The following is a 24,629-nucleotide window of genomic DNA, read 5'->3' on the forward strand; positions in this document are numbered from 1 at the left end:
ACGGGACTATGTCTGGGTATGACCGTGTAGTGCAACCGGCGGCCGGTGACGAGGCCCTGGAGAACCACCTAGGTGGGGACGAGGCCAAGAACTATCGGCAGTACGAGCTGGACATGGTCGCCCCGCATGTCGGCCGTTCGATGCTGGAGATCGGCTCCGGCCTCGGCCACTTCGCCGAGGCGTTCCTGCCGCGGCTCGACAGGCTGGTCGTGAGCGACTTCGACCCCTACTGCGTCGAGCAGCTGGAAAAGCGGTTCGCGGGCCGCGACGACATCGACGTCCTGCAGTTCGGGCTGCCGACGAACATCCCGCTCGAGGACAAGGTCGACACCGTCGTCATGATGAACGTCCTGGAGCACATCGAGGACGACGCCGAGGCGCTGCGCTCGCTGGCCCGGGTCACGCTGCCGGGCGGGCGGATCATCATCTGGGTCCCCGGCTACATGCAGCTCTACGGAGACTTCGACCGCAAGGTGGGCCACGTCCAGCGCTACACGCCCAAGACGCTCGGCGCGACGGTCGCCAAGGCGGGCCTGGACATCGAGGTGCTCAAGCCCATCAACTTCCTGGGCGGCATCGCCTGGTGGGCCGCGGTGCGCCGGGGCGGCGTCGGCTACCCCGACCCGCGCCTGGTCAAGATCTACGACCGTACGGTGGTCCCGACGACCCGCTTCATCGAGCGGTTCATCAGGCCACCGTTCGGCCAGACGGTCTTCTGCGTGGCACGGGTGCCCCAGCCCAAGGCGTAGGCGCTACTTGATCGACCCGGCCGTGAGGCCGCCCACCACCTTCCGCTCGATCAGCGCGAAGAGGATGATCACGGGGATGGTGGCGATCACCGACCCGGCGAACAGGTTCTGCCAGTCCACCTGGTACTGACCGATGAACGAGTTGAGCGCCACCGTGAGCGGCTGGTTCTCCGGCGTCGTGGTCAGGGTCAGGGCGACCACGAACTCGTTCCAGGCGGCGATGAAGGTGAAGATCAACGCCGTGATCACGCCGGGCAGGGCCAGCGGCAGCGTGATCCTGAACAGCGCCCCGAAGCGCCCGTTCCCGTCGATGAACGCCGCCTCCTCCAGCTCGCGCGGGATCGAGGCGAAGTACGCGTTCAGGATCCACACCGCGAACGCCAGGTTGAACCCGCCGTTCACGAGGATCAGCGACCAGATCGAGTCCACCAGCCCGAACTGGAAGAACTCGCGGTAGATGCCGACCAGCATGGCCGTGGGCTGGAACATCTGGGTGATCAGCACGAGGATCAGGAAGGCCGTGCGCCCCCTGAAGTTGTGCCGGGCCGAGTAGTACGCGGCCGGCAGCGCCACCAGGAGCACCAGCACGGTCGAGCCGCCGGCGACCTTGAGTGTCACCCACAGGTTGCCGGCCAGGCCGCCGGCCCAGAAGTTGGCGAGGTTCGACCACACCCACTCCTTCGGCCAGAACGACACCTCGCGCAGCGACTCCTGCGAGCGCAGCGAGGTGAGCAGCATCACCACGTACGGGAACAGGAAGACGAACGCGACGACGTACGCGGCGGCCGCGACGAGCACGGTCTTGAGCTTCGGCATCGTGCGCCGCGACGACGGCCTGACGTGCTGCCGCGGCCGGGTGGCCGGCGACGGCAGGGTCTTGATCGCCATCACGCCACCTCCTTGTTCCAGCGGGAGACCTTGAGGAAGATCGCGGTCAGGATGATCACCATGCCGAAGTTGACGACGGACATGGCCGCCGACTCGCCGATGTTCGAGCCCTTGAGGATGAACATGAGGATCGTCGAGGTGGCCGTGGAGTAGCCGGGCTGGCCGTGTGTCATGGCCCAGATGATCGGGAAGCTGTTGAAGACGTTCATGACGTTGATGAGCGCGGCCACGGTGAGCGCGGGCCGCAGCAGCGGCAGCGTGATCGACCAGTACGTCCGGAACCGGGTGGCTCCGTCCATCTTGGCCGCCTCATAGACGTCGGCGGGGATCGTCGCCAGCCCGGCCAGCAGCGCGTACGTGGTGAACGGCACCGACACGAAGACGGCCACGAACACCAGCCACGGCATCGCGGTGGAGGCGTCGCCGAGCTGGTCGGCCGAGGCCCCGCCCATCGCGTCGATCAGCCCCAGCTTCAGCCGGATCTGGTTGATCACGCCGACCTCGGGATCGAGCATCCACTTGAAGATGATCGCCGTCATCAGCACCGACGCGGCCCACGGCGCGATCAGCGCCCACCGGGCCACCTTGCGCAGCGGGAAGTTCTGGTTGAACAGCTGGGCGAGGGCCAGCGAGATCAGCACGGTGAGCGCGACGACCGCGACCACCCAGATCACGCTGCGGACCATGATGTCGGCGAAGTCCTTCTCGCCGAACAGCTTCTCGTAGTTCGCGAAGCCGTTGCTCCCCTGAACCACCCCGAACCGGCTGATCTTGAGGAACGACGACCTGATCATCTCGATCACGGGCCAGAGCACGACCAGCGCGATCAGCACCACGGCGGGCCCTACCCACGCGAGGGGCTCCAGGGCGCGCATCCTTCTCATGAGAAACCTTCCAAGACGGTGCGGCCGGCACCGGTGAGAGCGCCGGCCGCACGGGCCCCCGACGTATCAGCCGGCCGCTTCGGCGGTCTTCTGCAACTCACCGAGGACCTTGGCCGGGTCGTCCTTGACGGCCCCGCCGATGGTCTGCTTGATCGCCGGGTTCACCTCGGCCCACTTGGGGTCCTGGAAGGGGTAGAAGCTGGCGTTGGGCAGCGCGTCGAGGAACGGCTTGAGCTTCTCGTCGCCCGACAGCTTCTGGATGCCGCCGTTGGTGACGGGCAGCAGCTTGTACGTGTCCGAGATCTTCTGGGCGGCGCTGCCGGTGTAGAAGAAGTCGAAGAACTTCTTGATCTCGGCGCCGTGGCCGTTCTTGTTGAACGCCATGATCCAGTCCATGACGCCGAGCGTGGTGTCGAGCGGGCCGCTCTTGCCGGGGATCGGCGCGACGCCGTAGTTCTTCAGCCCGGCCGCGTCGAAGATCGGGATGGACATGGGGCCGCCGTTGACCATGCCGACCTTGCCCGCGCCGAAGTCCTCCCAGACCGTCTTACGGTCCTTGGTGCCCGGGTTGGGGGTGGTCAGGCCCGCGTCGACCAGGCCCTTCATGTACGTGAACGTCTCGACGTTCTGCGGCGAGTTGATCGCCCACTTGCCGGAGGCGTCCTTGTAGCCGCCGCCGTTGCCCAGCATCCACAGGAACGACTCGCCCTGGGCCTCCTCCTGGCCGAGCGGCAGGCCGAAGGGCTGCGTGACGCCGGCCTTCTTCAGCTTCTCGGCGTCGGCCTTCAGCTCGTCCCAGGTCTTCGGCGGCTCGGCGATGCCGGCCTTCTGGAACAGGTCCTTGTTGTAGAACAGCGCCCGCGCGGAGGAGACGAACGGGATGCCGTACGCGGTGCCGTCGACCTTGCCGAACTCGGCGAACTTCTGCAGCATGTCGCCCGAGACGTTCGGCGACAGCACCTCGTCCACCTTGTAGAGCAGCCCGTCCTTGACGAAGCCGGAGTAGTCGCCGGTCTGCAGGATGTCGGGCACCTGGCCGTTCTGGACCATGGTGGCGACCTGCTTGTCGATGTCGTTCCAGTTGATGACCTGGACGTCGACCTTGATGTTCGGGTTGGCCGCCTGGAACTCGTCCACGACGCCCTTCCAGAACGTCTCGCCCGAGTTCGGCTTGCCGGGGCCGTCGCCGTAGTCGGCGGCGACCATCTTCAGGGTGACCGGCCCGCCGCCCGACGCCTGCGTGTTGCCTCCGCCACCGCCGGAACCACCGGAGCCGCAGCTGGACAGGACCAGCATCGTGGCAAGGCCGAGAGCGGCGCCGCCCACAAGCTTCATGTTCACTGGAGATACCGCCTTCTCGTCGGACGGGTGCTGGTCCGTACCAGCCAACGGACCCCGTCCTGGGGGATGGGGCACGCGAGCGTACAGCTCGACGCGTTTGCGCCAGCGTAAGCCTGGATCGACAAGCCGGTCTATACCGGCTCGTATCAGTTTGAAAACGCTGAGGGCCGGAAAACCTCACAACCGGTCTAGACCGGGCGTCAGAGGATCTTTCTCCGGACGCTCTCCCCACCCTGCGGCGTGCCGATCCACGGGCCCTCGATGGAGGGGTCGAGGATGCCTTCCTCTACGAACCCGTAGCGGCCGTCGAGCACGTAGCCGGCCAGCCGCACGTCGCCCGCGTCGCTGTTGTCCCAGAGCCGCTCGAACAGCGCGTCCACGCGGCGTCGTGCCTGGTGGCAGAAGGTGTCGGCGAGCTCGTACGGCCGTCGCCCGAGGTCCCTGGAGTCCTCCTCCGCCTTGACGCACACGGCGGTCATGGCGAACAGCTCGGCCCCGATGTCCACGAGCCTGCCGAGGAACGACTGCTTGTGCTCCAGCCGGCCCTGCCAGCGCGACATGCCGTAGAAGGTGGACCGGGCCAGCTTGCGGCTGGTCCGCTCCACGAAGCGCAGGTGCGCGGCCAGCGGGCCGAAGTCGCCGTACGACGCGGGCAGGTTGCCGGTGCCGGCCACCAGCGTGGGCAGCCACCTGGCGTAGAAGCCGCCGGCCCGGCGCAGGGCCTGGGCGCGTTCCTGGCGCGAGGCCTCCGGGTTGATCAGCTCTCCGGCGGCCGACAGGTGCGCGTCCACCGCCTCCCGGGTGATCATCAGGCGCATGATCTCCGAGGAGCCCTCGAAGATGCGGTTGATGCGGGAGTCGCGCAGCATCTGCTCGGCGGGCACGCCGCGCTCGCCGCGCGCCACGAGCGACTCGGCGGTCTCGTAGCCTCGCCCGCCCCTGATCTGGACCAGTTCGTCGAGTGCCTGGTACGACAGCTCCGACGCGTACAGCTTGGCCAGCGCCGCCTCGATCCTGATGTCGTTGCGCTGGTCGTCGGCCAGGCGGCTGGTGAGCTCGCAGAGGGCTTCGAGCGCGTACGCGGTCGCCGCGATGAACGCGATCTTCGTGGCCACGGCCTCGTGCTCGCCGACCTTGCGCCCCCACTGCACACGCTCGTTGCCCCACTCGCGGGCGATCTTGACCGCCCACTTGGCGTTGCCCGCGCACGTGGCCGGCAGCGACAGGCGGCCCGTGTTGAGCGTGGTCAGGGCGATCTTCAGGCCCTGCCCCTCGCGCCCGATCAGGTTCTTGGCCGGCACCCTGACCTGGGAGAACTCGGTGACCCCGTTCTCGATGCCGCGCAGTCCCATGAAGCCGTTGCGCCGCTTGACCGTGATGCCGGGAGAGTCGGCCTCGACCACGAACGCGCTGATCTTCTTGCCGGTCCTGGCCATGACCACCAGGAGCTCGGCGACGACGCCGTTCGTCGTCCACAGCTTGACGCCGTCGAGCACGTAGTCGTCGCCGTCGCGGACGGCGGTGGTGGACAGGCGGGCCGGGTCGGAGCCCACGTCGGGCTCGGTCAGCAGGAACGCGGAGATCTCGCCCGCCGCGCACCTCGGCAGGAACTCCCGCTTCTGCTCCTCGGTCCCGAACAGCTTGAGCGGCTGCGGCACCCCGATCGACTGGTGCGCCGACAGCAGCGTGGCCAGCGCCGGGCAGTAGGAGCCGACGAGCATGAGGGTGCGGCAGTAGTACAGGTAGGGCAGCCCGAGCCCGCCGTACTCCTCGCCGATCGTGATCCCGAAGGCCCCGAGCGCCGCGAGCCCCTTGACCACCTCGTCGGGCACCTGCGCGGTCCGCTCGATGAGCGCGGGATCGACATGGGCGTCGAGGTAGCGCCGCACCGCCCTGACGAACTCCTCACCCCGCTTGGTCGCCTCTTCGGACAGCGTCGGCACGGGGTACACGAGATCCAGCCGGTAGTCACCGAGGAAGAGCTGCTTGGCGAAGCTCGGCCGCGTCCACTCCTTCTCGCGCGCCTGCTCGCCGACCTCCCTGGACTCCGCGTACTTGGCGTGCTCGGTCATAGCACCTCCCGACGATCTGCCGTCCTGTGCTAGGAGTACTGCCCGCCTGACGGCGCCTCATCGCCTGATTCTGTACGAACGGCGAACATTCGCTTTCAGAGCCCCGATCGCCACCAAGGCGAGCACGGCGGGCACCACGAGATAGGCGCCGCAGAACACCAGCGCCACGAGCGACAGCCCCGCGCCCACCACGGCCGTGTTCCGGTGCCGCCCCGCGGGCAGCATCCGCACGGCCGCCACCACGCCCGCCGCCGTGACCGCGGCCAGGCAGGCCGAGGTGGCCCGCATGAGCAGGTCCAGATCCACCGCCCACACCAGCACGGGCACGCTGAGGACGGCGAGCAGCCCCAGGCTCCGGTACGGCGTCTCACCCGGCGCCCCGCCCTTGGCGAACCAGCCCGGCAGCGCCCCGTCCCTGGCCATGGCCGCACCCAGCCGGGAGGCCCCGGCCAGATAGGTGTTGACCGCGCCGAAGGTCAGCAGCACCGCCACCACCCCGGTGACCGGCCGCGCGGCCGGCCCGATGCCGGTCTCCAGCATGGCGGTGAGCGGCACGCCGATCATGCCGGGGCCGAGCACGCCGACGGAGGTGACCGACACGCCCACGTACAGGATCCCGATCACGACGAGCGTCACCGCGGTGGCCCGGACCAGGCCGTTCCCCTTCCCGGCGAACTCGGCCGACAGGTGGCTGGCCGCCTCCCAGCCGACGAAGGCGAACAGGAGCACGCCGGCCGCGTCCGCCACGCCCGCGGCGCCGTACGGGGCGAAGGGGGTGAAGTTACCCGGGTCGGCGTGCGGAGCTGCGGTGATCACGGCCGTGGCCAGGAGCGTGACGAGCAGGACGACGAAGCCGATCTGCAGCCGTCCCGAGGTGCGCAGCCCGGCGGCGTTCGCGGCGAAGGCGGCTCCCAGGATCAGGCAGGCGGCCAGGGTGGCGTCCATGCCCAGCGTGGCCTCGACGTACTGGCCGCCGACCAGCGCGCCGGCGACGGTGCCGATGGGGACCGCGCCGTAGAACCACCAGCCGACCACGGCGGAGGCGTGCCGGCCGAACGCGAGCCCGGCGACGCTCGCCACTCCCCCGCCGTCGGGGTATCTGACGCCGAGCGCGGCGAAGGTCAGCGCGACGGGGACGCTCAGCGCGAGCAGCCCGGCCCAGGCCAGCACGGACGCGGGCCCCGCGGCAGCGGCGGCGAGGTGCGGCAGCACCAGCATCCCCGGCCCCAGGACCGCCCCGACCAGCAGTGCCGTGCCGTGCCCTGCGCCTATGCGATGTTCCGACATGCAGCCGAAACTAATGCACTCATTCGGCACTAACCCCCGTCAGTCGAACGAATGGCCGGAACCACATGACACCATCCACTCATGGACGAACTTGATTCGGAAATCGTGCGGCTGCTCCAAACGGATGCACGGCAGTCCAACCGGGAGCTGGCCCGGCAGCTCGGCGTCGCGCCCTCCACCTGTCTGGAGCGGGTCAGGTCGCTCACCCGGCGCGGCGTCATCCGCGGCTACCACGCCGAGATCGACCCGGCCGCGCTCAACCGGAGCGTGCAGGCCATGGTCTCGGTCCAGGTACGGCCACTGAGCCGGGCGGTGATCAACGCGTTCAAGTCGTCGGCGGCGGCGATGCCGGAGGTGCTCAGCGTGTTCGTGCTGGCGGGCGGGGACGACTTCCTCCTGCACGTGGCGGTGCAGGATCTGGACCACCTGCACTCGTTCCTGCTCGACCGGCTGAGCAAGCGCAAGGAGATCGTCGGCTTCCGCACGTCGGTGATCTTCCAGCAGGTGCACAACACCGTCCCGGAGCGCCTGACCTGACTTTCGTCAGGGGTGGTACTGGACGGTCGGCCGATCCGGAGGACGGGGGCGATTTCCTAGGTTTCTCTCCGTGATAGCAGTGAAGTCCCTCCTGATCGGCCTCTCGACGGCGCTGACCCTCGCCCCCGCCCCGCAGCCGACCTCCCAGACCATCGACGCCTACCTGCGCCAGGCCATGGAGTCCACCGGACTGCCCGGCATGTCCGTGGTCGTGACGCACAACGGCGAGGTCGTGCACGCGGCCGGCTACGGCCACGACTCCGAGGGGCGTCCCGTCACCGCGAACACCCCGATGCGCGTGGCCTCGGTCAGCAAGTCGTTCACCGCGATGGCCGTGATGACGCTCGTGGAGCGCGGCAGGATCAAGCTGGACGAGCCGGTGGCCGGGCAGCTGCCGGGGTTCAGGATGGCGGACCCGCGCGCGGCGGCGATCACCGTACGGCAACTGCTCAACCAGACCTCCGGGCTGTCGGACACGACGGTCGACATCGCCGCGGTGGAAGGCGCCACTTCGCTGGCCGACTACACCTCCCGGCTGTCCGGCTCCGAGCTCCGCGCCGACCCCGGCACCCGCTGGGAGTACTGCAACGTCAACTACGACCTGGCCGCGCGGCTGGTCGAGGTGGCCTCCGGGCAGCGGTTCGGCGACTACCTGCGGGAGCGGGTGTTCGGCCCGCTGGGCATGAAGTCCAGTGCCGTCAGCGACCAGGTCGTCCGGCCGGCCGACGGCTACAACTCGATCTTCGGCGCCTGGCTCCCGCGTGCCGAGCTGTCCGGCTTCCTCAACGACAGCGGCTCGGGCGGGGTCATCACCACGGCCGCCGACATGGGCAAGTGGCTGATCGCGCAGTCGGGTGACGGGCGCCCGCTGGTCAAGCGGGAGAGCCTGGACGCCATGCACACGCCGAGCAAGATCCGCGACTACGGCATGGGCTGGGGCGTCGAGCGGGAGACCGGGCAGCTCGTGCACTCGGGGAACCTGTTCACGTACAACGCCGTCGAGGCCGTCTCCCCCAAGACCGGTTACGGCTTCGCCGTCATGGCGAACGGGGCGGCGCTGACCGACGACACCTACACCGTCATGGAGGGGCTGACCGCCCTGAGCGAGGGCCGCGCCCCTGAGGTGCCCGGAGGCGATCGGCAGCTGTACGAGCTGGTGCTGGGCGTGCTCGCGATGGCCGCGGCCGGCCTCGGCGTCCTGGGCGTGCTGCGCGCCCGGCGCTGGGCCGCCCGGCGCGCGGGCAGGCGGGCCCAGTGGTGGGCGGAGTGGCGGCTGGTGCCCGTGCTGCTCCCCGTGGCCGTGCTGGCGGCGTATCCGGACCTGATCTCGTTCCTGATGAACGGGCGGGCGGTGACGTGGGCCCAGCTCACCTACTTCGCCGCGCCTCTGTCGATCATGCTGCTGGTGGCGGCGCTGTCGGGCGCGGCGGTGGCGACGGCCCGGCTGATGGCCGCCCGGCGTTAATTCGGTTGCACGGGATTACGGCCGGCCCGTACTGTCATGGACATGCGCCTTTACCTGTGATTCACCGCTGCTCAGCAGCGAGATCGCCCGTCATCCGTTCCAGACGCGGCAGCTGAGCTTGCCGACCGGCCTCCATGAGCCGCGTCGTGAGTCTGTGTAAAGGAGCTTCCTTATGCGAGTCCGTTCATCCAGGAAAAAGAACCTTCCCGGATTGCCCGTGACGCGGCCGATGCCCAAGATGCCGCAACGGCCGATCATGCCGCCCCGGCGCATCCCGCCGAAGGGCCGCTGAGACAACTACCAGGATGGTAGTTAGGCGAGCGCCGCCTCCACCGTACGCCAGGAGGCGGCGCTCGCACCCTTCATGCCTTCAGAGGCGCTCGATGATGGTGACGTTGGCCTGGCCGCCGCCCTCGCACATCGTCTGCAGCCCGTACCGGCCGCCCGTGCGCTCGAGCTCGTGCAGCAGCTTGGTCATCAGGATCGCGCCCGTGCCGCCGAGCGGGTGGCCGAGCGCGATGGCGCCGCCGTTCGGGTTGACCTTGGCCGGGTCGGCGCCGAGCTCGTGCGTCCAGGCCAGCGGCACCGGCGCGAACGCCTCGTTGATCTCCACCACGTCGATGTCGTCGATCGACATGCCGGCCTTCTCCAGCGCCCGCCGCGTGGCGGGGATGGGCGCGGTCAGCATGTAGACCGGGTCGTCGCCCATGAGGGCGAGCTGGTGGATGCGGGCCCGGGGCGTCAGGCCGTGGTCCCTGACCGCCTGCTCGGAGGCGATCAGCAGCGCGCCGGAGCCGTCGGAGATCTGCGAGGAGGTGGCGGCGGTGATCTGGCCGCCCTCCTTCAGCGTCTTGAGCGTGGCCATCTTCTCCAGCGTCGAGTCAGGCCGCGGCCCCTCGTCGTCCTCGACGCCGTTGACCGGGGCGATCTGGTCCTTGAAGTAGCCGTTGGCGATGGCCTTGGCGGCGCGCTGGTGGGACTCCAGCGCGAACCGCTCCAGCGTCTCCCGCGTGTAGCCCCACTTCTCGCACATCAGCTCCGCGCCGCGGAACTGCGAGATCTCCTGCTTGCCGTACCGTTCGACCCACTTCTCGCCGAACGGGAAGGGCATGCCCTTCTCCAGCGCGGCCGTGATCGACGAGCCCATCGGCACGATGCTCATCGACTCCACGCCGGCGGCCACGACCAGATCCTGGGTGCCGGACAGCACGCCCTGGGCGGCGAAGTGGATCGACTGCTGCGAGGAGCCGCACTGCCGGTCGATCGTGACGCCGGCGGTGGTCTCCGGCAGGCCCGCCGACAGCCAGGCGTTTCGCGCGATGTCCATGCTCTGGGGGCCGAACTGCATGACGCACCCCATGATGACGTCCTCGACCGCCGCGGGGTCGACGCCCGTGCGGTCGATCAGCGCCTTCAGCGTGTGCGCGGCCAGGTCAGTGGGGTGGACGGTGGAAAGGCCGCCCTTCTTCTTGCCGACCGGGGTGCGAACGGCCCCGACGATGTACGCCTCTGCCACAGTGCCTCCTGGAAACCGAGCATTATTCGGTTACTAGGGGCAGACTACAACAGAACGACGTTCTACTCACGCGTGGGCGGGACCAGGTCCTCCGCCGCGTCGACCCGGAACCGCCAGCGGTCCACGACCAGCCCGTTCAGCGCCTCGGCCAGCTCCAGGGCGAGCGCGCCGAGTTTGGCGGGCTCGCCGCCGCGCAGCTCGATCGCGGTCAGCTCGACGGCGAAGGGCAGAAGCTCCTGAACGGCGGGCGGCTGCCCCTTCTGCGGGACGAGCACGGCCCGGATGTCACCGGCCGTGAACGCGAACTCGTCCTCCTCGTCCGGCTCCAGCAGCGGTGCCAGCTCCTCGGCGGTCGGCCGCGCCGGAAGGATGACGGCGGGCCCGCTCTCCTCGTCGTCGGCGGGGTCGGTCACCTCGCCCCGGCACACCGCGAGCCCCTTGAGCCGGAAGGCCAGGCCTTCGGCGAGATAGCGGTCGAAGAAGTTCAGCGGCAGCGGCCCCTCGGCGGCCACCCTGACCGCCCACACCTTCTCCAGCTCGCCACCGGTCAGCTCCGGCTCGGCCTCCACGGGCGCGTACACCCGCACGTCGGTGGCCACGATGTCGTCGCCGTCCTTCTTCGCGTCGGGGTCCGCGAGCCGCACGATGCGCAGCAGCTCGGCCGGATCCGGCTTGGCGGGCAGGGCCGCCGTCGGGCCGGTACGCAGTCTCCGCTTGGCCATCCAGCCCATAGCCCGCCTCCGCGCTTGTCAGCTTCGATAAGAGCTCGTCATCGTCGCGTAGACGATGACGTTGTCGTCGTAGTGGCCGATCGTGCGATCGTAGTTCCCACCGCAGGTGATCAGGTGAAGCTGAGCGTTCTCCTGGGGCCCGTAGACGCGCTGGGTCGGGAACGTCTTCTTGCTCGCCTGCTCGATGCCGCCGACGGTGAACACCGCGGTCGTCCTGTCCTGGCGCTGGATCTCGATGGTGTCGCCGTTCTTGAGCTCGGGGAGCCTGCTGAACACGGCGGGGCGCGTCCTGGTGTCCTTGTGCCCGAGGATCACGGCCGGCCCCGCCTCACCCGGGGTGGACATGCTCCGGTACCACCCGGCCAGGTTGGGGTTCTCGGACGGAGGCACCTCGATCGTCCCGTCCTTCTTCAGCCCGACGGACGTGATCGGCGCGTTGATCCCGAGCCTCTTGATCACGATCCGCTTGGGCGTGGACGGCATCATCGGGGGCGCGGGGTTGATCTGCGGCAGCGGCGGCGGCACGTCGGGGGCCGCCTGGAAGAGCGCCTGCTCGGGCTGCCCCGTGGCCTTCCCGTCCGGCTGCGCCTGCAGCTTCAGGGTCTCGCGGTTGCTGCTCGCGAGCCCGTACTCCTGGGGGGAGTTGAGCACGATCAGCAGCCCGGCCACGACGGTGACGACACCGGCGATGGCCGCCCCGATGAGCACGGTCCTGAGCGCCGCGCTCCCCCTGTCCGCGGGCGGCGGCACGTGCCCGCCATCGCCGCCGCCGTACGGATAGTGCCCCGACATGCCCGTCAGCCCCTGGTGGCGTTACGGCGCCGCATGACGAGCCCGCCGACGGCCGCGGCACCCACCAGCGCGGTGCCGGTCAGGATGAACATCCGCCCGTCGGGCCCCGCCTCACCACCACCACCGGTGTCGGCCCCGGCCTTGGGGGTCTTCGACTTCTTGCTGGAGGGGGTGACCGTCACCGTCGCGGTGCTGGTCTTGGTGGGCTTGGGGGTGGAAGTCGTGTTGGTGGGGGTGGAGGAGGTCGTCGGGCTGCTGGTGGAGGAGCCCACCGTGAAGGTGTACGTCTTGAGGCCGGTCGTGGGGGCCAGGCACTTGATCACCGGCGAGGACGCCGAGGTGCCGAAGGCCAGGTCGCCGGCGGTCAGCGTCACGGTGCCCGTGGTGGTGGGCTTGACCTTGACGGTGACGCTGGTGGGGAGCGTGATGGCCTGGCCGATGGTGACAGTGCCCAGTGTCGCTTCGCCGGTGGCGGTGGAGGGGGCTCCGGCGCCGCTCGCCTTGACGGTGACGAACATCTTGGGGCTGGTGGTGGGGAAGCCGGTGGGCGCCTTCAGCGTGTCACTGCCGGTCTGGATGGTGCCAGTCCAGGTGATCGAGGCGTCGGCGTTGGCGGTGGCGCTGGTGGGCGGCGTCATGACGACCTTCATGTCGACGTCGGCCGGATAGTCGGCGTCGCCGCCGCCGCTGGCGAGGTCGCAGTCATAGGCGACGACCTCATCGCCACCGCTACCGCCACCGGTCCCGATCGTCACGTCCAGGACCTCGGTCGACGTCGTCGTGCACGTCGTCGTAGCGGTGCTGGGCGAGGGGAGGCTCAGCACCAGTTGGCCGGGCTTCACGCTGACCTTGCCCGTCGTGCCGGTCGGCACGGAGACCTTGTAGACCACGTCCTTGGCCGACACCGTGGTGCTGGTGGTGGTGACATTGGCGCCAGTCTTGGCTCCAGGGTCCTGGATCGAGCCGGGCGTCGGTGTCAACGTGGCGTTGACCTGCAAGGTCGTAGCCGTCGCCGGCGCGGTCGCAAGCGTCAACTCCGGGATCTTCACCGTGAGGTCGAAGGTCGTGCCTGCGGTCGCCGAGTCGGGAGCACTGAGCCCGACGCTGATGGTCCCAGCGGTGCTGCCGAGCAGTGACCCCGTGCATGTGTAGCTGAACTGCTTCGTCACGGCAGCTAACGCGGCCGTCGGGGTGGAGACCACGAAGATGGAGCCGACGAAGATCGCGAGCGTACCCGTCAATCCCAGCGCGGACGTCTTATGGGCGAGGCGGCGCCACGCCTGGGACATAAGCACGGGTCCATCTCCGTTCAAGGCAAGTTTCAACAGTCGTGCCAGAATTCCAGCCGTTGGTCACGGTTAGGTTGAGATCCTACGAACTGTCCCTGTCAAGTTCCCGTAAACCGCCAAAACCCTAGCCCTTCTTCTTGGACAACGTCGCGTATACGACGATGTTGTCCGTGTAACTGTGCGCCGTCTTGTTGAAGACCCCACCGCACGTGACGAGCCGCAACTGAGCGTTGGTCGTGTTCCCGTACACCCGCGACGTCGGGAACGACGACTTGCTCGCCTGCTCGATCCCGCTCACCGTGAACCGCGTGACCTTGCCGTCCGACCGGTACACGTAGATCTGGTCGCCCTTGGCCAGCTCCCGGAGGCGGTCGAAGACGGCGGGGCCCTTGCGGGTGCTCACGTGGCCGTTGATGACCGAGGGGCCGAGCTCGCCGGGCACCGGGGAGCCCTTGTACCAGCCCGTCTGGTTGGGCTTGGTCAGGGGCGGGGTGCCGAGCTTGCCCTTGCTGTCCACGGTGACGGCCCCGATGGGCGCGTTCACCTTGATCTTGGGGATCTTGATGCGGGTCGGCCTGGACCGGGTGGACTTGGCCTTGGTCGAGGGGATCGGGGACACGACCGGGACCGCCGGAAGCGGAGGCGGCGCGTCCAGGCGGGCCGGGGTCAGGGGGATGCCCTTGCCGCCGGGGCCCACGGTGGGCGGGAGCACGAACGCGCCCGCGTTCGCCACCTCCGCCTGCGTCGGCGTGTCCTGCGCCGCCGCCAGCGAGCCCGAGGCGTCGTCGGGGGTGGTGGGCCACAGCGAGAGCATGCTCACCATGACCAGGCCGACGCCGCCCAGCGAGCCGGCGATCAGCAATCCGGGCAGTGCCCGCTGCATCGGTGTCTGCTCGGTCATCAGAGCGCTCCTCCCGCGTGCGCGGCCCTGCGCCGGCGCAGCAGCAATCCGCCGCCCGCGCCGCCGATCACCAGCGCGGCCATCAGCCCGTACGGTCTGTCCTCGCGATCCGGCGCCTCACCGCTGTCCACGCCGCCCTTGGGGGTGTTGGCGACCTGCGCCCGGTAGTACTTGGTCGCGGTCGGCCCGGTGGCCTTGGGCGTGGCCGTGGCCGAGCTGGTGCCGGTGGCGCTGGGGATCACGATCACGCGCCCGAGGCCGATGTCGGTGGTCCGGTTGTTCGGGGTGGTGTGGGTCCCGGTGGGCGTCGGGTTGGTGGGGTTGGTCGTCGGACTGTTGCTGGGGCTGTTGCTGGGACTGTTACTGGGGCTGTTGGACGGCGACTGCGAGCCGCTGGGGCCGGAGACGGTGATGTCGATGGCACCGGGGTTGCCCTGAAGCGTGCAGGTGGCCTGGTTGTGGGCCGGCGGTTCGGGGATGTCGCCGGTGATCACCTGGAAGGCGTCCACGTAGGCGTCCTTGGCCTCGGTGTTGACGATCTCGATGGTGTGTTTCTCATAGTCAAGCTGCGGGGACTCCCAAAGGACCTCCTGAGTCTCGGTGCCCGTCATGGCGTTCCCGCTACGGTCCAGACCCGGTTCCACCAGGGGATCGGTGACGGTCTGCCCGTCAAGGATCACTCGGATCGGCCCGAGGCCCGGCGCCCGCCGGCCGATGTAGGCCACCTTCGTGCCGATGAACTCCAGCTTGGCCGTGGCATCTTGTGCGCTGGTCTTCTGCACGTCGTTGAGGAAGTCGGTGTATTCCGGCGCGGTGTACTCGTGGCTCCAGGCGCCGGTATAGGTGACTTTCCTGTTGTTGTTGACCATCACCTCGCCCTCGGCGGGCGTGAACCTGACGGTCAGCGTGGTGGGCTTGAAGCGGATGGTTCCGGTACGCGTGAGAGACGCACTGTCCGACAACCCCTCGGGAAGCTCCAGGTAATTACCCGGCAGCAGCTCGCCCTGCTCCTTACCGCCCCGGGGCCGGAGCTGACCGATCCAGGCGCCGCTGATGTCCACAACGCCCTCGAGGTCCAGGGAGGATCCCTTGGGGAAGAATCCGGGCGACCCGAACTTCTGCAGGCTCTTGTACGACATGTCCCAGCGGACGTTCATGGTGCCCGCCTCGACCTGGGGAGTCATACGGGCCTCGATGTCCACGCCCGCGCCCGCGATGCCACCCGTACACCTGTAGTTGGCCACCAGCGAGGCCGCGGCCTGGCCGGGGACCGAGGATGCTGCGACGAACGCCGCGGACGCGGCCACGCTCACCGATGCGGCAATCACTGCCTTGCGCCACCGATCCACGGGAGACTCCGATCACGCCACAAATAGACCGAGGGTAGATCTTAGAGTCGAAAACACCCCCAACACATGCCGATCGCGGCAACGTCCAGCACTTGTGATGAAGCCGTGTCCACAGGTATCCGCCGTACCGGGAAAGGGGGTATACCTGCCAGTAACAGAACCCTGTTCGGGAGGACCACAATGCGGCGAGACCTCTTCGACGAGGAGCACCTGCTCTTCCGCGAGACCGTGCGCGAGTTCATGGCCCGCGAGGTCGTGCCGCACCACGCTCAGTGGGAGAAGGATGGCATCGTCCCGCGCGAGGTCTGGAAGAAGGCCGGGGAGCTCGGGATGTTCGGGTTCTCGGTGCCCGAGGAGTACGGCGGGGCCGGGGTCACGGACTTCCGCTACAACGCCGTGATCGTCGAGGAGATCCTCCGGAACGGCGCCTCCGGGCTCGGGTTCTCGTTGCACAACGACGTCATGGCGCCGTACCTCGTGGATCTGACGAACGACGAGCAGAAGCAGCGGTGGCTGCCCGGCTTCGCTAGCGGCGAGCTGATCAGCGCGATCGCGATGAGCGAGCCTGGGGCCGGCAGCGACCTTCAGGGGATCAGGACCACGGCCCTCCGCGAGGGGGACCACTACCTGGTCAACGGGCAGAAGACGTTCATCACGAACGGGATCAACGCGGACCTGGTCGTCGTGGTGGCCAAGACCGATCCCGACGCGGGCGCCAGGGGGACCACGCTGATCGTGGTCGAGCGCGGCATGGAGGGGTTCGAGCGGGGGCGCAATCTCGAGAAGATCGGGATGAAGGCCCAGGACACGGCCGAGCTGTTCTTCGAGAACGTACGCGTGCCCGTCGCCAACCGCCTGGGCCCGCGCGACGGCGAGGGCTTCTTCCAGCTCATGAACAACCTCCCGCAGGAGCGCCTGTCGATCGCCGTGGCGGCGGTGGCCGCGGCGGAGGCCGTGCTGGAGGAGACCATCGAGTACTGCAAGACCCGGCAGGCCTTCGGGCGGAGCATCGGCTCGTTCCAGAACACCCGGTTCGTGCTGGCGGAGCTGGCCACCGAGACCGAGATCGCCCGCCACTACGTGGACAAGTGCATCCTGGCGCTCAACGCCGGGCAGCTCGACGCGGTGGACGCGGCCAAGGCCAAGTGGTGGACCACCGAGCTGCAGAACAAGGTCATCGACCGCTGCCTCCAGCTCCACGGCGGGTACGGCTACATGATGGAGTACCCGGTCGCCAAGGCGTGGATCGACAGCCGGGTGCAGACGATCTACGGCGGCACCACCGAGATCATGAAGGAGATCATCGGCCGGTCCTTCGGATTCTGACCGCTTCCGGCCTCACGGGAAGGCGGTCCGCACCGCATACTGGACACCATGGACGGCGGCCTGATCCTCCTGGCTTTCCTGGCGTTGCTGTTCGCCTGGGGCCTCAACCGTGTGCGCCGGGCGATCCGCCTGGGGCCGGTGGCCTATGGCGGCGTGATGATCGTGTTCGTCATCGTCATGCTCCTCTTGTGGGGCCAGACCAAGGTCTAACCGGACAGCCCCTCGACGAAGCGGGTGAGCAGCCGGGCGAACTCCGCCCGGTCCTCCTCCGGCCAGTCCTCCATGACCGCCGCGAACGCCGCCTGCCTGGCCCGGTGGGCCTGCTCCAGCGCCGTCTGCCCGGCCTCGGTCAACACCAGCCACGCCTTGCGCCCGTCGGCCTGATCGGCCTCCCGCCTGACGAGGCCCGCCGCCACGGCCGCCGCCACCAGCCGGCTGGCCCTCGGCTGATCGACGCTGAGCGCCTGCGCGACCGTGGACACGGTGACGGACCCGCCGGCGCCCTCGATCACGTCGAGCACTTCGTACTCCGGCCCCACGACGCCCTGCTGCCGCGCCAGCACCCGCCGGCTCTGCCGCCGCCTGATCGCGACCATCGCCCGCTCGACCGCGGCAATATACTTGTCTTCATACATATTGTTGTTATCCTACATCTATGGACAAGCCCATCGGCCACTGGCTGAAGCATCTCGACAACCTGCTGGAAGACGCCATGGAGCAGGCGCTCCAGACCACCACCCGCCGGGAGTGGCAGGTGCTCAACCAAGCGGCCCAGGAAAGCACGTACACCATGCCGTTCACCGGGCCGTTCACCGGGCCGTTCACCGGGCCGTTCACCGGGCCGTTCACCGGCGTGGACGAGGCCGTGGAGCGGCTCACCGCCAGGGGCTGGCTGGCGGACGGCGGGCTCACCGACGCGGGCAGGGCCGCGCACGAGGAGATCTCCGAGAAGGTCGGCCGATTCCGGCAGAAGGTGCTCGAAGGGGTGAGCCCGCAGGAGTACGTGGCCACCGTCGACGTGCTCCGCCGCATGTCGGCCAACCTCGATCACTGACGCGAGGCCCCCGCCGGCTCGGGGGACGACCACGCGGCGAAGACGGTGGCGCCGTAGGGGGTGAGCCGCAGGACGGGGATCTCCCTCCTGAGCGGATTGCCGTCGCGGTCGATCGTGATGTCGCCGCTGGCACCCTGAACGTCGATGGTGCCGCTGCGCAGCATGGCCGCCACCTCCTGCGGCCCGAGCTTCGCCAGATCGTCCTTCGCGTACCTGTCGATGGCCTTGATCGCGACGTACACGGCGTCGTGGTTCATGATCGCGTGGCCGTCGTCGAGCGATTCCGTGGGGAACAGCCGCACATATCCCTTCTCGTCGCCGTTCCCGAACCTCGCCTTGATCGCGGGCAGGACGCGGCTGCCGTGGTCGGTGACGTTCGCGGAATGGGCCAGGGCGGTGTAGTACAGCCGGATCTTGCCGCCGTTGTCCTCCCAGATGGGGCTCTTGACGAGGTGGGCCTGCTCGCTGGTGTCGTCCCCGGCGAAGACGCTGATGTCGCGCTGCACGCAGGGGCGCGACAGGCTGAGGCCGCGTAACAGCGCGGGCAGGCCTCGGGCGCGACCGGCGTAGAAGACGGCGTTGGCGTCGGAACCGCAGATCGTGTCCGCGATGTTCCCGATGACCGTGCTGGAGGCGTTGACCGTCGAGTCGAAGGTCAGCGCCCGGCCGCGCCTCTTGGCGTCGACGACGCGGGCGAGGGTCCTGTCGTAGGCCTCGCCCAGCGTCCGGCTGTAGCTGTCGCCGGATTTGGTGTCCATGACGACGACCGGCTTGAGCGCGGGGACGGCCCGCTCGGCGAAGCGCACGAGAGCCGCCGCCTCGTCGCTGTTCAGCGGCGCCATCCGTACCAGTGCCTCGTGACGCTGCAGTTCGTCCGAGGTGATCACGGCCGCCACCATCGCGATCTTGTCCTTGCTGAGCCGGTCGATCACGCGCTTGGTGGCTTCGACGCTGTTCCCGAGCCCGGTGACGGCGAGGATGCGTTCGCTCTGGACGCGGCCCTCCAGGTCCGTGACCGTGTCCTCCCAGGCGTCCGAGCTGATGTTGCCGACGAGCAGCCTGATGTACGGCGCCGCGGACTGCTCCCTGTTCCGCCACAGCTGCGCCAGATGTGACCCCTGGAGGGCGTGCCGGATGGTGTCGAGGCCCATCCCCGTCTCGGTCACATCGCCCGACATCGGAAGCAGCACCAGGATGGTGACGTACTCACCCGGATGCTTCGAGATCACGTCGTCGTTCTCCGCGTGGATGCGCTCCATGATGCCGGACAGGCTCGGGTCGAAGGCGTCGCTCGCGTCGGTGAGCCTGGACGGCGCGCGGAAGGCGAAGGTGAGGCCTGTCGCGACGAGCAGGGCGACGAGGGCGACGCGCACGGTCCACTGCCGGCGGCGACGCTTGACGTAGGTGGGAGCGGGCCCGATCTGGAGGCTGTCAGGGATGTCGCTCATACCTCTCGGCCTCTCGGTTGAGGATCGACCCGCCAGTGGTCGTGAGGCCCGCCAGTTGCCTGAACTCGTGCGCGATCTCCGTGGCGCGCCGGCCGGGGGGATCGAGGACGGGATCGAGCCAGAACCACCGGGCCACCACCAGCTTCCTGATCATGGAAGTCCGGTCCCGCCGTTCCGTGTCGGCCGAGCTCACCGCCAGTGAGTCGTACAACGCCGCCAAGGGCCGGTCCAGGGGCAGGCGGTTGGGGGCCGCGGTCACCTGCTCGTAGAGCTGAACCCACTCCGGCAGGCGACTGCCGCGGCGGCCGATCGCGTCGAGCTGCCCGAACCTCTCGTTCAGGAACGCCACGACGGCCTCCAGCCGCGGATCGTCCCCGTCCGTCACCCGGGCCAGCGTGTGATAGGCGGCCGAGGCGTCGTCGGCCACCTCCTGCCTGCGGTAGAACCTCTCCATCGTCTCGTGGACCTGGTCCCAGCGCTCCGGCTCCGCGGCGAGGTGGTGCAGCAGCAGCCTTCTGAGCCAGGGATGGAGGACGGTGATCTCCTCACCGCCGGAGGAGGAGCGCTCCCAGCCGCCTTCTCGGCTCTCCGCGGCGCTCCGCGTGGTGAGCCACAGCCGCTCGGCCAGCTCGCGGCGGAGGTGCGAGGCGGTGCTCGCCCCGTCGAGCAGCGCGTTCTCGGCGTCGTCCACGTTCCTGGCCGCCGACCAGGCCATCAGCAGGTCACGCCGGGGCAGGTGGTCGGGCATCAGCCGGCGCAGGGCGTCCTTTTCATGCAGGATGGCGCGGAACTCGTCGTCGTCCTCGGTCTTCCCGAGCAGATCGCCCAGTTCGCGGGCGGCGTACGGGTAACCCCCGGTCAGCTCGTGGACCGCGCGCTCGTGAACCGCCGCGGTCCCGCCGGCCGGGAGGCCGGGCATGAGCGCGGGATACCACCAGCGCTGTTCCCCGTCGCCGCGCCGCTCCACCCAGTCCTCGTACGTGGCCGCGGCGAGCCGCGGCGGCCGGCGGGCCTCCGGCGTTCCCGGGCACGCCCAGCCCGTCACCCCCTTCGGCCAGGTCCTGGACGCGGCCACGACCACCAGGGGGTCCGCGCTCGCGCCGGCTCTGGAGCGCCTGTCCCTGGCGGCGACCAGCGCCTGCAGGAAGGCACAGCCCGCCGGGCTGTCAGCGTCGTCCAGCAGCAGGAGGCAGTTGCGCGCGTGGCGCGGCTTCGCCCACGCCTGGGCGAGGTCCTCGAGGAACGCCTCGACGAGGATCCCCCGCGCGCCCTCCGCCCGCTCCCCGCCGATCTGCTGCTCCTGTACGAGATTCAGGACGTCACCGCCGAGCCGTTCCGAGAGCCACGCCCTGGCCACGCGGTGAACCCGATCGGCGGCGTCCAGATGGCGCCCCAGCAGCTCCGTGACATAAACCAGAAATTTCAGCCAAATGCCAATGTTCGGCAATAAGGAGGCGATATCTCGCCACTGCGCCGCGTCATTGGGATCAATGCGCGCCTTGCGCTGAAGACGTAGCTGCAGCTGATCTTCGAGTTGCGAACGCGGCAATTCCGGATCGAGACCGAGCACCACCAGCGTGAAAACCGTACGGGGCAGCCGCACCTTGTCGAGCGCCGCCAGGTCATAGGCGATCCGCTGGATCACGTCGGCGACGGTGCTGCCGTGCGCCGGGTGGAGCGCCAGGTTGACCGCCGGAGAGGGCGGTTTCCGCACGCTGTGCGAGATCTGCGTGAGGGTCGCGCTCTTCCCGGTGCCCGCCATTCCGAGCAGAAAAATGACGGGCAGCTCGTGCTGCCCGGGAGGATGGGTTTTCTGGAGGCACCCACGCAACAACGGGTACCAGGAGTCGTCCGCCATGAATTCCGCCATATGGCCATACCGGGAAATCGACCGCCGCTCCTCGTGAGCGCTCGATACGGGGAAACCTATCCCATCCCTTTGGCGGGGGTCAGAGAAATTACGAAATGGCGCTGGATTCCAGAATGACGCGGGCGACGAGGTCGGGGTCGTCGCTCATGGGCACGTGACCGCACCCTTTCAACAGCTTGACCCGCTGCCCCGACCAGCGGGCCGCGCGCACGGCCTGGCGGCGCAGCAGGAGCCGGTCGTGCTCACCCCACGCGATCGTGATGGGCGACTTCGGCGGGGCGGGCGGCATCAGGCCGGCGAACGACTCAAGCGTCTCGTCGAAGCCGCTCGCCCAGGCCAGCGCCTGCATGGCCGCGACGTGCGCGGTGGCGGAGAGCCTGGCGGGGTGGGCGACCAGGATCCCGGTCGAGACGGCCCGCAGCAGCGGGTTCTCGGCCACCTTGGCGGTATGCCTCGCGGGGATCGACCGGGCCGAGGCGCGCAGGGCGCGCAGCGCGGACTGGCAGTAGAGCAGCTCGGGCCGGGACCAGAAGCCGGCCGGCGACAGCGCGGTGGCCGTGCGTACGACGCCGCGCGAGGCCAGCTCCAGCGCGATGTAGCCGCCGAGCGAGTTGCCCGCCACGTGCGGCTCGCGCACGCCGAGCACCGCGCAGAACGACTCGACCGCGTCGGCCAGCGACTCCGCGGTGTAGGTGACACCCTCGGGCAGGCCCGGGGATCTGCCGAAGCCGGGCAGGTCGAGCGCGATCACCGTACGCGCGGCCGCCAGGCGGTCCAGCACCGGCAACCATGCCTGCCAGTGATGGCCGATCCCGTGGATGAGGATCAGCGGCGCGCCGGTGCCCCGTCGTTCGAAGGCCAGCTCCATACGGCCAGCTAATCACTCATCTCCCGCGAGTGGGAATCTCGAACCAGACGGCTTTGCCTTCCCTGGTAGGACGCGATCCCCAGCGCCTGGCCAGCTGGTCGACGAGGTAGAGGCCGCGCCCGCCCTCGTCGTTCTCCCCCGCGCTCCGGATGCGCGGCAGGCGCAGGTCCTGGTCGAAGACCTCGACCCAGACCGACTCCTCGCCCCTGCGCAGCCTCAGCGTGAACTCCTTGTCGCCGACCACTTCGTCCTCGAAGCCCGGCACGTCCCAGGACTCGTCGAACGGCAGCGGTGGCCCCTCCACGACCAGCTCCCTGCGGGGCACGGTGGCGGTGGCGGCGTGCAGCACGACGTTGGTCACGACCTCGGAGACGAGCAGGCAGGCCAGCTCGGCCCGCTCCTCGGGCACGTTCCAGCTCGAGAACGCCTCCGACGCCATGCGGCGCGCCTCGCCCACCATGATCGGCTGGGCGGGGAACGTGCGCTCCTCGACGTCGAGGTCGACGTCGCTGGAGCGGACGACCAGGATCGCCATGTCGTCGTCGATCTCGCCGGGCACGGCCACCGTGGCGGTGTCGGCGATGCGCTCGACCTCGGCGCCGGACATCTTGGCGAGCTTCTCGCAGAGCACGCCGAGCGTCTCTTCCTCGCTCGGCACCTGGCCGTCGCGGCCCGGGCGGCGGTCGACCAGGCCGTCGGTGTAGAGCAGCAGCGCCGCGCCCGGCGGCAGCGTGCGCGTCTCCTCCTTGTAGACCAGGTCGGCGTGCAGGCCCTTGGCGTGGACGCCGAGCGGCTGGCCGACCTCCTCGATGTCGAGCTCCACGCACTGGCCGTCGACCAGCAGCAGCGGCGGCGCGTGGCCCGCGTTGGCGAAGGACAGCTGGCGCGACCAGGCGTCGTAGACCAGATACTGGCAGGTCACGATGGGCGGGATGCTGACCTCGGCGCCGTTGTCGTCGTGCTCGGGCGTGGCGATGATGCGGGTCCACTCGTCGAGCCTGGCCAGGATGTCGGCCGGCGACTTGTCGTCCTGAGCGAAGGCGCGCAGCGCGGCCCTGAGCTGGCCCATGATGGCCGCCGCCTTGGCGCCCCGGCCCTCGACGTCGCCGATCACGATGCCGACCCGGCCCGCCGACAGCGGGATCACGTCGTACCAGTCGCCGCCGACCTGGGTCTGGATGCCCTGGCCGTGGGAGGCGAGCGGGGCCGCCGGGTAGTAGCGCACCGCGATCTGCAGGCCGTCGAGCTGCGGCAGCGCCCGGGGCAGCAGGTATTTCTGGAACGACTCCGCCGTGTGGCGCTCCTCCTCGAACAGCAGCGCGTTGTCGATGGCGAGCGCGACCCGGGTGGCGATGGCGCCGACGAAGTCGCGGTCGAAGGCGTCGTAGTGGGGGCTGCGCCGGTCGGTGAGGTTGGACAGGCCCAGATACATCAGCCCGAGCGTCTCGCCGCGCACCAGCAGGGGGGCGACGATGGCGGAGGTCATGCCGATCTCGCCGCACAGGCGGGCGCTGCCCTCGCTGGTGGCCGGGTAGCTGCTGGTGGCGAAGCTCTCGACCAGGATCGTCTCCTGGCGGCGCAGCGCCGTGTCGGCGTAGTGGCCGGAGGGGTAGCGGATCTCCGCGCCCAGCGGCTTCCAGGTGCCCGACGGCGGCGTCCATCCCTGGACGTGCTGGGAGACCCGGCGGACGAGCCGGTCGCCCTCCATCAGCTCGATGAAGCAGTGGTCGGCGAACTGGGGCACCAGCATCTCGGCGACCCGCTTGAGCGTCTCCTCGACGTAGAGCGAGCCGGCCAGCCGCTCGCCGATGCGCTCCAGCAGGCCGAAGCGGTCCTTCTCCCGCTCGTTGCTGCGCAGCGCCTCGCGGGCCATGATGACGATGCCCGTCACCGAGCCCGAGGTGTGGCGCAGCGGCACGGCCTGGGCGCGTACGTAGACGATGGTCCCGTCGCCGCGCCTGACGTCGAACGTGCCCTCCCACACGCCGCCCTTGAGCACGTGCTTGGCCAGCTCGACCGCCAGCGGGTGGTCCTTCTCCATGATCCCGAGGGACAGGACGGACGCGTCACGTGAAGGCGACTTGCCCTGACGGCCGAAGAGCTTCTCGGCGAAGGGGTTCCAATAGAGGAGATTGCTGAAACGGTCGGTGACGATCACCGCCATCTCAGCGTGATCGAGCACAGATCCGGCACCCAGGTGATCAGCCGTTTCCTGTGACAGATCCCCCCATCGATTCATCCGGAGACCACTCCTTGGGGTGG

22 protein-coding genes are annotated in these 24,629 nt (G+C 69.2%); 6 read left to right on the plus strand and 16 right to left on the minus strand.

The window, feature by feature from the left end; all coding sequences use genetic code 11:
• Positions 1-8: 8 nt before the first annotated feature.
• A complete protein-coding gene (locus ACWEPL_RS15150; RefSeq protein WP_350733398.1) occupies positions 9-749 on the plus strand; it encodes a class I SAM-dependent methyltransferase in 741 nt (246 codons plus the stop codon).
• Positions 750-752: 3 nt separating this feature from the next.
• Here ACWEPL_RS15150 and ACWEPL_RS15155 read toward each other — a convergent pair whose 3' ends face one another.
• The 5 genes from ACWEPL_RS15155 to ACWEPL_RS15175 form a co-directional block, all read right to left on the minus strand.
• A complete protein-coding gene (locus ACWEPL_RS15155; protein ID WP_363962170.1) occupies positions 753-1,637 on the minus strand; it encodes a carbohydrate ABC transporter permease in 885 nt (294 codons plus the stop codon).
• The gene (locus ACWEPL_RS15160; protein WP_363962169.1) at positions 1,637-2,521 is read right to left on the minus strand and encodes a carbohydrate ABC transporter permease; all 885 of its coding nucleotides are present in this window, start codon (positions 2,519-2,521) and stop codon (positions 1,637-1,639) included. The genes ACWEPL_RS15155 and ACWEPL_RS15160 overlap by 1 nt, the downstream gene beginning before the upstream one ends.
• Positions 2,522-2,587: 66 nt before the next feature.
• Entirely contained in the window at positions 2,588-3,856 is a 1,269-nt protein-coding gene (locus ACWEPL_RS15165) for an extracellular solute-binding protein (protein WP_350733392.1), read from the minus strand.
• A gap of 206 nt (positions 3,857-4,062) precedes the next feature.
• Positions 4,063-5,934 (minus strand): acyl-CoA dehydrogenase family protein, encoded by a 1,872-nt coding sequence (locus ACWEPL_RS15170; RefSeq protein WP_363962168.1) that lies wholly within the window; start codon positions 5,932-5,934, stop codon positions 4,063-4,065.
• A 57-nt stretch (positions 5,935-5,991) separates the two neighbouring features.
• Entirely contained in the window at positions 5,992-7,221 is a 1,230-nt protein-coding gene (locus tag ACWEPL_RS15175; protein ID WP_452436459.1) for an APC family permease, read from the minus strand.
• 81 nt (positions 7,222-7,302) lie between these two features.
• Between ACWEPL_RS15175 and ACWEPL_RS15180 the strand changes: the two genes are divergently transcribed.
• Both ACWEPL_RS15180 and ACWEPL_RS15185 read left to right on the plus strand, forming a co-directional pair.
• Positions 7,303-7,758 carry an Lrp/AsnC family transcriptional regulator gene (locus ACWEPL_RS15180; protein ID WP_185070549.1) on the plus strand — a complete coding sequence of 152 codons (456 nt, stop codon included), beginning with the start codon at positions 7,303-7,305 and terminating at the stop codon, positions 7,756-7,758.
• A gap of 70 nt (positions 7,759-7,828) precedes the next feature.
• Positions 7,829-9,223 carry a serine hydrolase domain-containing protein gene (locus ACWEPL_RS15185; RefSeq protein WP_363962166.1) on the plus strand — a complete coding sequence of 465 codons (1,395 nt, stop codon included), beginning with the start codon at positions 7,829-7,831 and terminating at the stop codon, positions 9,221-9,223.
• Positions 9,224-9,593: 370 nt separating this feature from the next.
• Here ACWEPL_RS15185 and ACWEPL_RS15190 read toward each other — a convergent pair whose 3' ends face one another.
• The 6 genes from ACWEPL_RS15190 to ACWEPL_RS15215 form a co-directional block, all read right to left on the minus strand.
• Entirely contained in the window at positions 9,594-10,739 is a 1,146-nt protein-coding gene (locus tag ACWEPL_RS15190; protein ID WP_357725541.1) for an acetyl-CoA C-acetyltransferase, read from the minus strand.
• A gap of 62 nt (positions 10,740-10,801) precedes the next feature.
• The gene (locus ACWEPL_RS15195) at positions 10,802-11,461 is read right to left on the minus strand and encodes a hypothetical protein (protein ID WP_452436460.1); all 660 of its coding nucleotides are present in this window, start codon (positions 11,459-11,461) and stop codon (positions 10,802-10,804) included.
• Between the two features lie 27 nt (positions 11,462-11,488).
• A complete protein-coding gene (locus tag ACWEPL_RS15200; RefSeq protein WP_452436461.1) occupies positions 11,489-12,262 on the minus strand; it encodes a class F sortase in 774 nt (257 codons plus the stop codon).
• A 5-nt stretch (positions 12,263-12,267) separates the two neighbouring features.
• On the minus strand, positions 12,268-13,557 hold the full coding sequence (locus ACWEPL_RS15205; protein ID WP_452436462.1) for a hypothetical protein: 1,290 nt from the start codon (positions 13,555-13,557) through the stop codon (positions 12,268-12,270).
• Between the two features lie 118 nt (positions 13,558-13,675).
• Positions 13,676-14,452: a class F sortase gene (locus ACWEPL_RS15210; protein WP_363962162.1), complete on the minus strand. Its 777-nt coding sequence runs from the start codon at positions 14,450-14,452 to the stop codon at positions 13,676-13,678.
• A complete protein-coding gene (locus ACWEPL_RS15215; RefSeq protein ID WP_452436463.1) occupies positions 14,452-15,765 on the minus strand; it encodes a hypothetical protein in 1,314 nt (437 codons plus the stop codon). Before ACWEPL_RS15215 ends, ACWEPL_RS15210 begins: the two co-directional genes overlap by 1 nt.
• 216 nt (positions 15,766-15,981) lie before the next feature.
• On the opposite strand from ACWEPL_RS15215, the gene ACWEPL_RS15220 reads away from it, so the two are divergent.
• The gene (locus ACWEPL_RS15220; RefSeq protein WP_350733374.1) at positions 15,982-17,127 is read left to right on the plus strand and encodes an acyl-CoA dehydrogenase family protein; all 1,146 of its coding nucleotides are present in this window, start codon (positions 15,982-15,984) and stop codon (positions 17,125-17,127) included.
• A gap of 48 nt (positions 17,128-17,175) precedes the next feature.
• Positions 17,176-17,337 (plus strand): hypothetical protein, encoded by a 162-nt coding sequence (locus tag ACWEPL_RS15225; protein WP_350733373.1) that lies wholly within the window; start codon positions 17,176-17,178, stop codon positions 17,335-17,337.
• On the opposite strand, the gene ACWEPL_RS15230 is transcribed toward ACWEPL_RS15225, so the two are convergent.
• Positions 17,334-17,762: a MarR family winged helix-turn-helix transcriptional regulator gene (locus ACWEPL_RS15230; protein WP_452436464.1), complete on the minus strand. Its 429-nt coding sequence runs from the start codon at positions 17,760-17,762 to the stop codon at positions 17,334-17,336. The genes ACWEPL_RS15225 and ACWEPL_RS15230 overlap by 4 nt on opposite strands.
• A 20-nt stretch (positions 17,763-17,782) precedes the next feature.
• Between ACWEPL_RS15230 and ACWEPL_RS15235 the strand changes: the two genes are divergently transcribed.
• Positions 17,783-18,181: a helix-turn-helix domain-containing protein gene (locus tag ACWEPL_RS15235; protein ID WP_452436465.1), complete on the plus strand. Its 399-nt coding sequence runs from the start codon at positions 17,783-17,785 to the stop codon at positions 18,179-18,181.
• Here ACWEPL_RS15235 and ACWEPL_RS15240 read toward each other — a convergent pair.
• The 4 genes from ACWEPL_RS15240 to ACWEPL_RS15255 all read right to left on the minus strand — a co-directional run bounded on the left by ACWEPL_RS15240 (position 18,175) and on the right by ACWEPL_RS15255 (position 24,606).
• A complete protein-coding gene (locus ACWEPL_RS15240) occupies positions 18,175-19,629 on the minus strand; it encodes a hypothetical protein (RefSeq protein WP_452436466.1) in 1,455 nt (484 codons plus the stop codon). The genes ACWEPL_RS15235 and ACWEPL_RS15240 overlap by 7 nt on opposite strands.
• A complete protein-coding gene (locus ACWEPL_RS15245; RefSeq protein WP_452436467.1) occupies positions 19,613-21,391 on the minus strand; it encodes a hypothetical protein in 1,779 nt (592 codons plus the stop codon). The genes ACWEPL_RS15240 and ACWEPL_RS15245 overlap by 17 nt, the downstream gene beginning before the upstream one ends.
• 196 nt (positions 21,392-21,587) lie before the next feature.
• Positions 21,588-22,367 carry an alpha/beta fold hydrolase gene (locus ACWEPL_RS15250; RefSeq protein WP_363962155.1) on the minus strand — a complete coding sequence of 260 codons (780 nt, stop codon included), beginning with the start codon at positions 22,365-22,367 and terminating at the stop codon, positions 21,588-21,590.
• Between the two features lie 16 nt (positions 22,368-22,383).
• On the minus strand, positions 22,384-24,606 hold the full coding sequence (locus ACWEPL_RS15255; RefSeq protein ID WP_363962154.1) for an ATP-binding SpoIIE family protein phosphatase: 2,223 nt from the start codon (positions 24,604-24,606) through the stop codon (positions 22,384-22,386).
• Between the last annotated feature and the right edge of the window lie 23 nt (positions 24,607-24,629).

The sequence above is a fragment of the Nonomuraea sp. NPDC004186 genome, from assembly GCF_053603495.1.